The organism is Acinetobacter sp. M5A5_2a (assembly GCF_053345265.1).
This window is the reverse complement of record NZ_JBKEZV010000003.1, coordinates 95,288-109,072: the sequence shown is the minus strand read 5'-3', so window position 1 is coordinate 109,072 and position 13,785 is coordinate 95,288. Positions and strand designations below refer to the sequence as shown.

The following is a 13,785-nucleotide window of genomic DNA, read 5'->3' as shown; positions in this document are numbered from 1 at the left end:
CTATAAGGGATGCCAGAAATTGTTATTTAAAATGCCAGTACATCGATATAGACAGTCTATTTGCCCCTTTTTCTTTAAACCCAAGCATCTTGCTTTGGCCTTAGGACTTTTTTTCACAAATCATTTATATGCTCAAAGCTTAAGCTATGCTGAAGCGGAACAACAAGCTTTGAAGAGTTCATATAGCACTCAAGCTAATCAGGCTTTGCAGCAAGCGTCTCAACTAGAAGCTGAAGCAGTGAAAGGACTCGGATTACCTCGAGTTGATTTAAATGTTAGAGCATATGCCTTTCATAGCGAAACAGACGTACCCCTCGCCTCTTTTAAACAAAAGCTTGAGAATGATTTAAGTCAGGGATTCAACGATAAACTTTCACAGTGGAACAATGTCATTCCATCGGATGTGCTTGGACAAGTTCAAGAAGGTGCAAATCAAACCATTCATGATGGTATAAATCGCTTTCCCGACTATGCGAACCTGACTATAGAAGATCAGGTTGTACGTCCTTCTATTTCGGTCGTTATGCCACTATATACAGGTGGTTTAACCAGCAGTGCAAAAAAAATAGCCAACATTCAAGCACAGCGTTCTGAACTTTCAAGTCAACAGCAACAAGATGTACAGCGGTTTGAAGTTGTACAAAGTTATTTTAATGTTCAATTACAGCAGCAACTGGTAGCAAGTAGTTTATTCAACTTTAATGCCATGCAAAAACATTACAGCAATGCGCTAAAACTCGAACAGCAAGGATTTATTAGTAAAGGGCAACGCATGCAGTTTGAAGTCGCGCGTAATAATGCGGAACGTACTTTACAAAGTACTCAAGCCAACTTAAATGCCAGTCGCTTTAGCCTTAATAATCTTCTACATCAACAAAATAATGTAGATTTAAGTACACCCTTATTTGTAAATAACACTCCAAGCCAAACTCTAGAATCACTTTTAACCAGTTATTCGCAAAAATCCAGTCTTGTACAAAAAATGCAGATGGATACCCAACTGGCTAACGTAAATATTCAAGCTCAACAAGCTGCAAAAAAACCAAGTCTTTTTGCATTTGGTGAATATGCCCTTGATGAAAATGAAAACTGGATTGTAGGTGTAATGGCAAAATACAACCTATTTTCAGGTGTAGATAAAAATAAGAATATCCATGCCGCCGAATTAAAGCGTTATGCTTCGGAACTTATGACCGAACGTACTAAACAAGAAATTGAAGCTCTTTTGAATAAGTCATATAACGAACTCAGTTCTGCTCAGCAAAGCCATCAACTCTTACAAAGAAACGTAAATGCCGCTCAAGAAAACTTGCGTATTCAAGAACTGTCTTTCCGTGAAGGAATGGGTACAGCTACCCAAGTCATTGATGCACAAAATGCTTTAAGTGCTTTAAAAACTGAAATGGCTTTAAACGCCTATAAATATGTCATGTCACTCGCGACTCTATTGCAAAGTCATGGTTCAATTGATCAATTTAAAGCTTATGTCAATCAACCACATACCGACTATATCCGTTAATAGGAGTATAAAATGAATCAAGAATCATCTCATTCAGAACAGGATTCTCTTGCTGCGGATACGGTAGAAATTAACCAATCTCAAAAAAATGATCAAGCGAGTGAAACCCCTGAATCAAACATAAATAACGGTGACTCTCAACCACCTAAAAACTCCAAGCTTAAACTGATTATTGGCTTAGTAATTATTGCACTATTAGGTTTAATTATTTTTGGTTTGTGGAAAAGTTATCAGCCTAAACCTATTGAACTACAAGGCCGCGTTGAAGCCGAAACTATTCACGTGAGTACGAAAGTTCCAAGTCGTATTGAAGAAATTTATGTACAAGAAGGCCAGAAAATTTCCAAAGGCCAGCCACTTGTTCGCTTGGTTAGCCCAGAAATAGAAGCTAAAAAGCAACAAGCCTTGGCAGCTTTACAATCAGCTTTAGCATTTCAATCTACGGTAGACCGCGGTTCTCAGCAAGAAAATATCGATACTCTCTATGCCAACTGGCAAAGCACCAAAGCACAAGCAAACCTTGCAAAAACCACTTACCAACGTGGTGAAAATTTATATAGACAAGGTGTCATTTCGCGTCAAAGACGAGATGAAATGCTAGCGGCTCAAACTTCTGCCCAAGAATTAAGTGAAGCCTCTTATCAACAATATGCTCGTGCAAAACGAGGTAGTACAAGTCAACAAAAATCTACAGCAGATGCACAGGTTGAAATTGCAAAAGCAGCTGTAGGCGAAGCAAAAGCACTTGAAGCTGAGACACGTTTATTCTCCCCTATTTCAGGTACAGTTTCAAAAACTTACGGGAAGCCTTCCGAGTTAGTCGCTATGGGTGTACCTGTTGTCAGCATTTTAGAAGATGATGATTTATGGGTCAGCTTAAACGTGGGTGAAAATCAATATGCTTCTGTTTATAAAAATAAAACCCTTGAAGGATTCATTCCTGCACTGAATCAGAATGTGACTTTTAAAATTAAGAATATTGATGCTGAAGGTGAATTTGCCACTATAAAAACTACTCGCCAAACTGGAGGCTATGATATTCGTAGCTTTAAACTTCATCTTGTACCTGAACGCCCAGTGCAAGATTTAAAAGTGGGTATGAGTGTTCTATTTAAAATTAAAGAAGAAAAATAACGCATGTTTGCCAGTATATTACGTGAACTAAACTATCTAAAAAGCAATAAATGGGATTTGTGCATGGTGACACTTATCCCCGCTTTTATCATTTTTTTGTTTAGCAGCATGTTTTACGCAGGTAAAGCTGAACATTTACCCATTGCCATTATTGACCAGGACCAAAGTGAACTCAGCCGCAATATTGAAAAGTATCTTTCGTTGAATCATACGGTAGATATTAAAACGATTACGGCAAGTTCTACTGAAGCGGAACAATTACTGAATGAAACTAAAATCTGGGGTTATGTTTTCATTCCGGACGGTGCTGAAAAGCGTTTTGTGAAAGCGCAAGATGCTCAAATCAGCATTGCTTTTAACCAGTCTTTCTTTAGCGTGGGAAATACGATTTCTTCAGCAATGCTGGTAAGCACCCTGAATGCTTTAGCAGACTATGCAGGCCAAAGTTATCTTGCAAATAATATTCCCTATTTAGATGTACCTACAGCTCATGTAAAAGTATCAACGCTTTACAACCCCAGCATGAGCTATGAGTTTTATTTAGAGCCATTTATGGTTCCTGCCGTATTGCATCTGTTGCTATGCTGCTGTGTTGCTTTTGCAATTGGACAAGAACTAAAACGTAATACCCTCACTCAATGGGTGAACCGAGAAAATTTTATTAGTGGTTTACTTGCGAAAAATATGCTCTATAGCCTTATTTTTTGTTTTTGGACATGGCTATGGATGTTTTGGCTAGTTGAAATCCGTGGCTGGTTCGTAGCGGGTTCCTTAAGTTTATTGCTGGTTGCACAGTTCTTACTTTATTTTGCCTATGCTCTGATTAGCAGTACGGTCATTCTTGCCACTAAAAATTTAAGTAAAACTTTTGGGTTTATTGCCGTCTATGGTGGCTCATCTTTAAGTTTTGCAGGCGTTACTTTGCCTTTAAATAATGCACCAATTTTCACTAAATTTTGGTCACTCATTATCCCCTATACACCTTATGCCAAGCTGCAAACCGAACAATGGGTCATTGGTAGTCCACTTTTCATTTCAATGATTCCCTTTTTAATACTTCTGGGTTACTGCCTTATTTACTTCTTTTTAAGTTCTCTACTGCTTAAAAAATTAATTCGGGGAGCAACAACATGAAAGAGTTTTTAAAGGCTTATGGGCAAACATTTAAAGATATTGTTAGTAATAGCTCGGTTTTCACAACTCTGATTTTATCGGTTATTCTTTATAGCTTTTTTTATCCTACCGCCTATAAAGCTGAGCGTGCAGAATCAATTCCAATTGTGATTGTTGATGAAGAACAAAGCCTATTAACCTCTCAATTAATCGGCCAAAGTGCAAATAGTCCACATGTTCATATTGTTACCGTTACAAGTAATTTTTTACAAGCTGAACAAATGGTTCGTGAACAAAAGGCCGATGGTATTTTACTTTTACCAAGCAACTTAACACAAAGCTTGCGTCGAGGAGAAACAGGTGGAATTGGCTTATATCTGAGCACAACAAACTTTTTAAAAACTAAAGAAATTGGTTTAGGTTTAGCCACATCCATTGAAGCCACATTAAAAGAATATATTGAAAGATTTGGAGAGCGCACACATTTCCAACCGGCCCTTTCTATTCATCAAGTCCCTTTATTTAACCCGCTTTCAGGATATGGAAGTTATATTTTTCCAGCTGTTGCAGGTTTAATTATCCATCAAACGATTGTGCTAGGTTTAGCGATGCTAATTGCAAGCTACCGTGAACAACACCAAAAAATTACAGGTGTTCGCTTTGCTGGAATTTTCGCAAGTATATTTACCATTGGCTGTTTAGGGTGTTTTTATCTCTTCGGTTTTACCTTGTGGTTAAACGACTATCCACACGGTGGAAACTTTACTGGTTTGCTAGTCGCCGTTCCTATTTTTATTAGTTGTGTGATTGGATTAGGCATGCTGATTGGCTCACTTTTAGATATGCCAGAACGTGCTGGACATATTATTGTGTTTAGCTCTGTTCCCCTATTCCTATTAACCGGAGCTGCATGGCCTCATCAAGCAATGCCTGAGTGGTTACAATGGTTTGCATGGTGTTTACCATCAACACATGGGGTACAAATGTTTGTGCAACTTAACCAGATGGGTGTTCCTTTAGCCACAGTTATACCAAAACTGATTTTTCTTGCGACAATCGGCCTTATTTTTTTAATCTGGGCATATTCACGTTTAAAAGCATCCAAGTGAAGAGTTTTCTAAACTTGGAGCATAAATTATATTTTTATTTACTATAAAATCTTATAGTTAAAAGTCATTTCTTAAAAACTATTGACCATAAAAATATAAAAAAACTAATAAATTCAAATTATTAATTGGTAACAATTGTCATAAAACCTTAAAAAAACTTTAAGTTGAAATTAAGGAAATTTCTACATAGTAAAACTGTTTAGTTTTTCAGCAGCCTAAAAGGGTAACTCTACTACCCTGCTCTATGACGGAATTTTATATGGCAAAGGTATGTTATTGCGCAGATGACTTTGCAATGAATGCAGAGATATCTAATGCAATTATTCAGTTAATTGAAAGAGGTGCACTTCAAGCGACCTCATGTATGACCCAATCTGAACTATGGGAAACTGCTGCTGCCAAACTTAAACCTTTTTCGAATCAAATTGATATTGGTTTACATTTGAATTTTACCCATGCATTCAATTCAGGTAATACAGTTTTTTCATTACCTGCACTTATGCTTCGTGCATGGTCATCAAATCTTAATCGTGAATTAATTACCCAGTGTATTGAAGAACAATGGGATGCGTTTGTTTCAGTCATGGGAAAGCAACCCGATTTTATTGATGGACACCAACATATTCATCAATTTCCATTTATACGGGATATTTTGCTGCAACTTTTAAAAGAGAAAAATTTCACTGGTTGGATACGTAATTTACAACATCCAATTTATCTACCTCATTATCGTTTTAAAACTCATATGCTTTCTGCACTTGGATCAAATGCCTTAGCAAAAGCATGTCAAAGCTACCAGTTTAGCCAAAATGAATATTTCGCTGGTATCTATGACTTTAAACAAACTGATTATGCCGAACTGAATCAATATTGGCTTGCTCAAGCAAAAGATCACTTACTGATTATGTGCCATCCCTCACTTTCTACACCAAGTGAGCAAGATCCGATCCAGCATGCACGCATCCAAGAATACCAATATTTTTGTTCTGATCAGTTCCCTCTTGATTGCCAAAAAAATGGCATCCAACTTACCAGACTAGGGGCAATGCAATGAGCACAAAACCTTTTTTATCCTGCGTTGTTCCCGCTTATAACGAAGCAGAGAATTTAAAGACATTTATTCCAGCTTTGGCAAACAGCTTAAAACAACAAAATCTTAGCTATGAAATCATAGTAGTCGATGATGGAAGCAAGGACGATACTATTCCGATCTTGCAAACGATGATTGAAGATTATCCTTTAGTTGTGCTGGAATTATCACGAAATTTTGGTAAGGAAGCTGCTTTAAGCGCGGGTTTAGATCATGTTACAGGAGAAGTCGCCCTGCTGATTGATGCTGACTTTCAACATCCTTTTGAAGCAATTCCAACTATGATTAACCTCTGGAAAAATGGTTATGACATGGTCTATGGCATTCGTAATCGTACCACTGAATCATGGCTAAAACGGACCTTAACCCAAGGTTACTATCGTATATTAAACTTAAGCTCTCCTATTGATATTCCTGAAAATGCTGGTGATTTCAGGCTTCTCGATGCAAAAGTTGTTGAAGCGATTAAACAATTACCTGAAAAAAATCGCTACATGAAAGGCCTTTATGCATGGGTAGGTTTTAAAAGTATCGGGATCAATTTTTCCGAGCAAGATCGTCAACATGGCCGTTCTAGTTTTAATGTGAAGGCGTTATTTAATCTGGCTATGTCTGGTTTAACTGGGTTTTCAGATTTACCTTTGCGGATTTGTATTTATTTAGGTGCCCTATTGGCTTTAGGCGCTATGAGTTATGGTGTTTGGATCATTATTAAAACCTTAATTGAAGGAATTTCTGTACCTGGTTGGGCAACACTTGCAGCAGGCATGACTTTATTAGGTGGCATTCAATTGTTATTCATTGGAATTTTAGGTGAATACATTGGTCGAATTTATGCCGAAGTTAAAAATCGACCAAAATATATTGTTTCAACCGAACATTCTCATATTAAGCAAGAACACGCTATCACCCAACCAAAAAATACGTTCTCTAGTTTCTAATGTTTCCTCATATTTTTCAGCTCGCGCGGTTTACCACTACTGGGGCCGCAGCGGCGCTTACGCACTATAGTATTGTCATGCTCTTGTTTAAACGAAACATTGCATTGCAGTATGCAAATTTAATTGCCTTTCTACTTGCCTATTGGGTGAGCTATTTTGGGCATCGTATTTTTACTTTTAAAGCACAGCATATTGCTCATCGACAAACATTACCAAAATTTACTTTAGTCGCTGGATTAGGTTTTTTATTCAACGAGAGCTTTCTCTTACTTTCTAATCTGTATTTCAGCGCCCCAGTTTCAACTTTGGTTTGTGTGGCTATTGTCCTGACTTCAATTGTGACTTTCTTGCTTAACCGCTTTTTTGCATTTCAACATTAAGGATTATGTATGCAGCAATGGCTTCGTAGTTCCAAATTCTTATTAATATTTTTACCGATTTGGCTGTTTGTTTTGTCTTGGATACGACCTCTCTCTGTACCAGATGAAGGACGCTACGGAGACATTAGTCGATCTATGTTTGAATCGGGCGATTGGTTAATTCCCCGTATCAATAGCTTGCCATTTATGCATAAACCCCCTTTATTACACTGGTTAAGTTCTATATTTATGGAACTTTTCGGTATGCATATTTGGGTGTTGAGATTAGTTCCAGTATTAGCAGCTACACTCATGCTAGTCAGCCTATTCTTATTTGTTAGAAAGCATATTTCAGAACGTGTAGCACAGCTTACAGCCATTATTTTAGGCACCAATTTACTGTTTTTTGGCAGTAGCGAATATATTAACCATGATCTACTCCTAGGTTCATGGATTACAGTAAGTGTTTTATGTTTTGTTGATTTCACAATTTCAGCACGTAAATCTATTTTGTTTTTAGGGTATTTTGCGGGTGCAGCAGCATTTTTAAGTAAAGGCCTGATTGGTGTATTAATTCCCGGTATGATTCTCTTACCATGGTTGCTCTACACTAAACAATGGAAAAAAATTCCTTCATTGCTTAACCCTTTTGCTATTCTTTTATTTATATTACTGGTTAGTCCATGGCTATATGCAGTTCAACTTAAATATCCTCAATTTTTACATTATTTCTTTATAGACCAGCAATTTAACCGATTTAGTTCAAAAGAGTTTAATAATAAGCAACCATGGTGCTTCTATCTGCTTATTTTATTTGTCAGTTTCTTACCATGGATTTTTGCGAGTAGATTTGAATCTATTAAAGCCGTATTTCAAAATTACAAACAATCCACTTTACTTGCTCTGCTTATATGGTGGTTTATTTCTGTCACAGTTTTCTTCTCTATTCCTCCGTCTAAGCTAGCTGGCTATATTCTACCGGCTGTGCCCCCACTTGCTGTTTTCTTGGCTCTTGTTATCAATCAAGTGATTGAAAGCGACTACAAAACCAAATTACAGGTTTGGGGTCTACCTATATTTATTATGCTTGTCGGAATAGGTATTGCTGCTACACCGCATTTCATTCGTGCACATCAACCCTTTTTCCAAAACCAAGCCCTATTCATTTATACAATTGGTGCTCTATTAATTGTGCTTCCATTGGCTTTAGTCTGGTTATATAAAAATCAGAAATTAAACTATTTGAACTATATTTTTATTAGTTTAATTGTTCTGTGTAGTTCAGTCCCATTTGCCGTTCGTATTTTAGATACCAAAAATAATGTGGGACAAACGAGTTTTGCTGAATATATGACACCATCAACAAAAATAGTTTTCTACAATTATTATTTCTATGATGTTCCATTTCTTTTACAACTAAAACAGCCTGCATATATTGTAAACCAATGGGATGCGGTGCATTCAGATAGTGCCTCTTTAGAAATTAAAGATGGTTTGTTGTTTGAACCACAACGCAAAAAATACTTATGGAGTGAGCAACAGCTTCAAGATGCTTTAACGCAAAAGCAAGATTTGATTGTGGTAAGTCAACCCAATAATTTTGCGACTAAAGATCCCTCTGTTAAAACATTACATTATCGAAATTATGATGTATTTATCTTTCATAGCTCCAAATAAACCGCCAATAAAAAAGGAAGCTTACGCTTCCTTTTTTATTTAATTTCTACTTACTCTTCTGATGCATCGTCATTCGTAGACACTGCATCTTCGGTATCTAATTCTGAAGTATCCACTTCTCCTTCGAGAAACTCTTCTTCATCTTCAACCGCTTCAATAGACACAACACCCACCAAGGTTTCTTCTTCGCTTAAACGAATTAGACGTACACCTTGTGCATTACGACCAGTCATTGCAACTTCTGCCGCGCGAGTACGAACTAATGTACCACCATCAGAAATAAGCAACAGTTCTTTGCTTTCATCAATAGATACCGCACCCACAAGCTCACCATTACGTTCACTTGTCTTAATTGCAATAACACCCTTACCACCACGTTTTTTGGTTGGGAAGTCATTTACAGGAGTACGTTTACCATAACCATTCGCACTCGCACACAGCACTTCACCCGTTTCAGGAACAACAACAAGTGATACGATGCGACTTACTACACTTAACTCTGCTGAATCTTCATTATCATCAGATTCATCATTTTCAATTTCTGCATCTTCTTCACTTAAAGTGTTGCTTGCAATGCTAACGCGCATACCGCGGACGCCTTTAGCAGTACGACCCATTGAACGCACATCGGTTTCAGCAAAACGAATTGCCTTACCTTCATTTGAGAACAACATGATTTGCTGATTACCATCAGTAATCGCAACACCAATTAAGGTATCCTCTTCATTAAGTTCAATTGCACGTAAGCCATTTGAACGAATGTTAGAGAACTGCTCTAAATCAACACGTTTAACTGTACCTGAAGCTGTTGCCATAAATACGTAATGGTTTTCTAGGAACTCTGTTAACGGCAAGATCGCAGTTACTGTTTCATTCGCATCTAAAGGTAACAAGTTTATAATCGGGCGGCCTTTTGCACCACGTGATGCTTGAGGCACTTCAAATACGCGAAGGCGATATACTTTACCTACGTTAGTAAAACACAACACAGTCGCATGGTTTGAAGCTACAATGAGATGTTGAATAAAGTCATCACTCTTCATTGAAGTTGCAGACTTACCACGTCCACCACGGCGCTGAGCCTGATAGTCAGAAAGTGGTTGCGTTTTTGCGTAGCCTGTTTGTGAAACTGTTAATACAACTTGTTCTTCTGGAATTAAATCTTCACGACTAAAATCAATACGCGATTCAATAATTTCCGTACGACGTCCATCACCATACTGTTGTAAAACTTGTGCTAATTCTTCACGAATCACAGCCATCAATAAATTGAAATCATTAAGAATTGCAGTAAGTTCAGCAATTTGACCTAAAATTTCAGTATATTCAGCATGTAATTTATCTTGCTCAAGACCCGTTAAACGATGTAAACGCAACTCTAAAATTGCACCTACTTGCGTTGGAGATAGACGATAAATCGAGTCAGATAAGCCAAATGGACGATCTGGGTTTTCACCTTCGATTTCATCTGGGCGAACAGAAATAGCGCCAGCTTTTTCGAGCAAAGAAACAACACCACCACCAGCCCACTCACCTGCTAGTAAACGCTCACGCGCTTCAGCTGGGTTAGCAGAAGTTTTAATGGTTTCGATAATTTCATCAATATTGGCTAAGGCAACGGTTAAGCCTTCCAAGATATGACCACGTTCACGTGCTTTACGCAATTCGAACATGGTACGGCGTGTCACTACTTCTTGGCGGTGACGAATAAATGCCGCAATAATATCTTTCAGATTCATCAATTTTGGTTGTCCATTATCAAGACAAACCATGTTGATGCTGAATGAGTTTTCAAGCTGTGTATTTAAGAATAAGTTATTTACAATGACTTCTGCGTTTTCACCGCGTTTCAAGTCAATCGCAATACGCATACCGTCTTTATCAGACTCATCACGAAGCTCTGAAATACCTTCAAGTTTTTTCTCTTTAACTAACTCGGCAATACGCTCAATAACTCTTGCTTTGTTAACTTGATATGGAATTTCAGTAAAGACGATGGTTATACGACCTGTCTTTTCATCTTCTTCAAAATGGTACTTACCACGAATGTGTAGTCGGCCTTTACCTGTACGGTAAGCATCAACAATACCTGATTTACCGTAAATAATACCGCCTGTAGGGAAATCAGGACCAGTAATATATTCCATCAATCCTTCAATCGAGATATTCGGATTGTCGGCATAGGCTAAACATGCATTCACAACTTCTGTCATGTTGTGTGGTGCCATGTTTGTTGCCATACCAACAGCAATACCGGCAGCACCATTAATTAGCAAGTTTGGAACACGTGTCGGAACCACCTGAGGAATACGCTCAGATCCGTCGTAGTTATCTTCCCAGTCAACAGTGTCTTTTTCTAGATCTGCAAGAAGTTCGTGCGCTAACTTTGTCATACGGACTTCGGTATAACGCATTGCAGCTGCGCTATCGCCATCAATCGAACCGAAGTTACCCTGACCATCTACCAATAAATAACGTAAGCTAAAGTCCTGAGCCATACGTACAATGGTTTCATAAACAGCTGAGTCACCATGAGGGTGATATTTACCGATTACGTCCCCAACAACACGTGCAGATTTCTTGTAGGCTTTGTTATAGTCATTGCCCAATTCGTGCATGGCAAATAGCACACGACGGTGAACAGGTTTTAGACCGTCTCTCACATCCGGCAATGCACGAGATACGATTACACTCATCGCGTAATCTAAATATGAATGCTTGAGTTCATCCTCAATGGCAATCGGTCGGATTTCCGATACGCTCATGCATACTCCTTCTTACAGATAGAAATTTCCATCTGCTTATATGTCTTGATCTTGCAAAAAATTTAGTTCCGAAAACTGAACTAAAGTCGAAAAAAATATAGCTGTATAGTATAGCACAAAAGCGCTTTGGAATGTACGGAATCTACATGGTCAATCTGGTGATATTTGTATAATTTAATTGCATATTATTCTTATCATATCGCTGTAATGAGCATAGGTTCACCTTATTAAAACTATGTGATTTTTATTCTATAAAAATCAAACCTAAAATGAGATAACAAATCCCATTTAGTCTTTAACATCCATCTCTACAATAAAAAAACCCTTAGTAAAAACTAAGGGTTTTTGACTTTAACCAGTAAAGATTAAAGTTTAGATACCAACTCTGGTACTACAGTGTTCAAATCACCAACTAACCAGTAGTCAGCAACACTGTTGATTGGCGCTTCTTCGTCTTTGTTGATTGCAACAATAACTTTAGAATCTTTCATACCAGCTAAATGCTGGATTGCACCAGAAATACCTACAGCAACATAAAGGTCAGGTGCAACGATCTTACCAGTTTGTCCAACCTGGAAGTCGTTAGGTACGAAGCCTGCATCAACTGCCGCACGTGAAGCACCTTGTGCTGCACCAAGCTTGTCAGCTAATGGATCAAGTACTTTATGGTAGTTCTCACCAGAACCTACACCACGACCACCAGAAACAACAATGCGAGCAGCTGTCAATTCAGGACGGTCAAGTTTAACGATTTCTTCAGATACAAAATTAGAAATACCTGCATCTTTCGCTTCACTTACTGCTTCAACAGTAGCAGAACCACCTTCAGCAGCTACTGGATCAAATGCTGTACCACGAACTGTACCCACAATGATTGCTTCGTCAGATTGAACAGTAGCAATCGCATTACCTGCATAGATCGGACGCTTGAATGTGTTAGCAGATTCAACAGAAATAATGTCTGTGATCATGCTTACATCAAGAAGAGCTGCAACGCGTGGAAGAATGTTCTTACCAGTTGTTGTAGAAGCAGCTAATACGTATTTGTAACCTTTAGCCAAATCAGCAACTAAAGCAGCTACGTTTTCAGCTAACTGGTTTGCATAAGCTGCGTTGTCAGCAAGTAAAACCTTGCTTACACCAGCAACTTTAGCAGCAGCATCAGCAACTGCCTGAGCACCAGAACCAGCAACTAATACAGTAATATCACCACCGATTTTTTGTGCTGCAGCAACAACGTTTAAAGTAGCACCGTTAAGTACTTGGTTGTTGTGGTCAGCGATAACTAAAATACTCATGATTTTATCCTTCCGTATTAGATCACTTTCGCTTCATTTTTCAATTTTTCAACAAGCTCATCTACAGATTTCACTTGTACGCCAGCTTTACGTTCTGCTGGAGCTTCAACTTTAACAGTTTTAAGCTTAGTACCAGCTGTAACGCCATAATCAGCAGGAGATTTAGTATCAAGTGGCTTCTTACGAGCTTTCATGATGTTAGGCAATGCTGCATAACGTGGCTCGTTCAAACGCAAGTCAGTTGTAATGATTGCAGGAAGTGCCAGTTCAACAGTTTGTAAACCACCGTCAACTTCACGAGTTACTTGTACTTTGCCGCCATCAACTTTCACTTCAGAAGCGAATGTACCTTGACCCGCACCTAATAATGCGCCAAGCATTTGACCTACCTGGTTAGAGTCATCATCAATTGCTTGTTTACCAAGAAGGATAAGTTCTGGTTTTTCAGCATCAACAACACCTTTTAAAATTTTAGCAACTTCTAAAGCGCCAATTTCATGAGTGGTTTCAACCAAAATACCGCGGTCTGCACCCAAAGCCATTGCAGAACGGATTTGTTCTTGAGCTTCTTTAGGACCAACAGAAACAACAACGATTTCTGATACTGTTCCTTTTTCTTTTAAGCGAACCGCTTCTTCCACTGCGATTTCACAAAATGGGTTAATTGACATTTTAACGTTAGTAAGGTCAACCCCACTATTGTCCGGCTTAACACGAACTTTGACGTTGGCATCAACCACGCGTTTTACAGCAACAAGAGCCTTCATGTAATCCTCGGCT

The 13,785-nt window shown here is 38.3% G+C and carries 11 protein-coding genes; 8 read left to right on the top strand and 3 right to left on the bottom strand.

Annotation, left to right across the window (positions count from 1 at the left end):
* Positions 1 to 31: 31 nt before the first annotated feature.
* The 8 genes from ACLBWE_RS05045 to ACLBWE_RS05010 all read left to right on the top strand — a co-directional run bounded on the left by ACLBWE_RS05045 (position 32) and on the right by ACLBWE_RS05010 (position 8,942).
* Positions 32 to 1,519: a TolC family protein gene (locus tag ACLBWE_RS05045; protein ID WP_447601552.1), complete on the top strand. Its 1,488-nt coding sequence runs from the start codon at positions 32 to 34 to the stop codon at positions 1,517 to 1,519.
* 12 nt (positions 1,520 to 1,531) lie between these two features.
* Complete coding sequence (locus ACLBWE_RS05040) at positions 1,532 to 2,653, top strand: HlyD family secretion protein (protein ID WP_447601550.1); 1,122 nt, start codon at positions 1,532 to 1,534, stop codon at positions 2,651 to 2,653.
* A 3-nt stretch (positions 2,654 to 2,656) separates the two neighbouring features.
* Entirely contained in the window at positions 2,657 to 3,787 is a 1,131-nt protein-coding gene (locus tag ACLBWE_RS05035; protein WP_447601548.1) for an ABC transporter permease, read from the top strand.
* Positions 3,784 to 4,875 (top strand): A1S_2622 family ABC transporter permease subunit, encoded by a 1,092-nt coding sequence (locus ACLBWE_RS05030; protein WP_447601546.1) that lies wholly within the window; start codon positions 3,784 to 3,786, stop codon positions 4,873 to 4,875. Before ACLBWE_RS05035 ends, ACLBWE_RS05030 begins: the two co-directional genes overlap by 4 nt.
* Before the next feature lie 259 nt (positions 4,876 to 5,134).
* On the top strand, positions 5,135 to 5,929 hold the full coding sequence (locus tag ACLBWE_RS05025) for a ChbG/HpnK family deacetylase (RefSeq protein ID WP_447601544.1): 795 nt from the start codon (positions 5,135 to 5,137) through the stop codon (positions 5,927 to 5,929).
* Positions 5,926 to 6,906: a glycosyltransferase family 2 protein gene (locus ACLBWE_RS05020; protein ID WP_447601542.1), complete on the top strand. Its 981-nt coding sequence runs from the start codon at positions 5,926 to 5,928 to the stop codon at positions 6,904 to 6,906. The genes ACLBWE_RS05025 and ACLBWE_RS05020 overlap by 4 nt, the downstream gene beginning before the upstream one ends.
* A complete protein-coding gene (locus ACLBWE_RS05015; RefSeq protein WP_447601540.1) occupies positions 6,906 to 7,286 on the top strand; it encodes a GtrA family protein in 381 nt (126 codons plus the stop codon). Before ACLBWE_RS05020 ends, ACLBWE_RS05015 begins: the two co-directional genes overlap by 1 nt.
* A gap of 9 nt (positions 7,287 to 7,295) precedes the next feature.
* Positions 7,296 to 8,942 (top strand): ArnT family glycosyltransferase, encoded by a 1,647-nt coding sequence (locus ACLBWE_RS05010; protein WP_447601538.1) that lies wholly within the window; start codon positions 7,296 to 7,298, stop codon positions 8,940 to 8,942.
* A 50-nt stretch (positions 8,943 to 8,992) separates the two neighbouring features.
* Here the strand turns inward: ACLBWE_RS05010 and gyrA are convergent, their stop codons facing one another.
* The 3 genes from gyrA to ACLBWE_RS04995 all read right to left on the bottom strand — a co-directional run bounded on the left by gyrA (position 8,993) and on the right by ACLBWE_RS04995 (position 13,772).
* On the bottom strand, positions 8,993 to 11,707 hold the full coding sequence (gene gyrA / locus ACLBWE_RS05005; protein ID WP_447601536.1) for a DNA gyrase subunit A: 2,715 nt from the start codon (positions 11,705 to 11,707) through the stop codon (positions 8,993 to 8,995).
* 365 nt (positions 11,708 to 12,072) lie between these two features.
* On the bottom strand, positions 12,073 to 13,005 hold the full coding sequence (locus ACLBWE_RS05000; RefSeq protein ID WP_004643792.1) for an electron transfer flavoprotein subunit alpha/FixB family protein: 933 nt from the start codon (positions 13,003 to 13,005) through the stop codon (positions 12,073 to 12,075).
* A 17-nt stretch (positions 13,006 to 13,022) separates the two neighbouring features.
* Positions 13,023 to 13,772 (bottom strand): electron transfer flavoprotein subunit beta/FixA family protein, encoded by a 750-nt coding sequence (locus ACLBWE_RS04995; RefSeq protein WP_447601533.1) that lies wholly within the window; start codon positions 13,770 to 13,772, stop codon positions 13,023 to 13,025.
* Between the last annotated feature and the right edge of the window lie 13 nt (positions 13,773 to 13,785).

Bases quoted from the DNA above. Each gene is read 5' to 3' on its own strand.
- ACLBWE_RS05045 (WP_447601552.1), top strand. From the start codon at position 32: ATGCCAGTACATCGATATAGACAGTCTATTTGCCCCTTTTTCTTTAAA.
- ACLBWE_RS05040 (WP_447601550.1), top strand. From the start codon at position 1,532: ATGAATCAAGAATCATCTCATTCAGAACAGGATTCTCTTGCTGCGGAT.
- ACLBWE_RS05035 (WP_447601548.1), top strand. From the start codon at position 2,657: ATGTTTGCCAGTATATTACGTGAACTAAACTATCTAAAAAGCAATAAA.
- ACLBWE_RS05030 (WP_447601546.1), top strand. From the start codon at position 3,784: ATGAAAGAGTTTTTAAAGGCTTATGGGCAAACATTTAAAGATATTGTT.
- ACLBWE_RS05025 (WP_447601544.1), top strand. From the start codon at position 5,135: ATGGCAAAGGTATGTTATTGCGCAGATGACTTTGCAATGAATGCAGAG.
- ACLBWE_RS05020 (WP_447601542.1), top strand. From the start codon at position 5,926: ATGAGCACAAAACCTTTTTTATCCTGCGTTGTTCCCGCTTATAACGAA.
- ACLBWE_RS05015 (WP_447601540.1), top strand. From the start codon at position 6,906: ATGTTTCCTCATATTTTTCAGCTCGCGCGGTTTACCACTACTGGGGCC.
- ACLBWE_RS05010 (WP_447601538.1), top strand. From the start codon at position 7,296: ATGCAGCAATGGCTTCGTAGTTCCAAATTCTTATTAATATTTTTACCG.
- gyrA (WP_447601536.1), bottom strand. From the start codon at position 11,707: ATGAGCGTATCGGAAATCCGACCGATTGCCATTGAGGATGAACTCAAG.
- ACLBWE_RS05000 (WP_004643792.1), bottom strand. From the start codon at position 13,005: ATGAGTATTTTAGTTATCGCTGACCACAACAACCAAGTACTTAACGGT.
- ACLBWE_RS04995 (WP_447601533.1), bottom strand. From the start codon at position 13,772: ATGAAGGCTCTTGTTGCTGTAAAACGCGTGGTTGATGCCAACGTCAAA.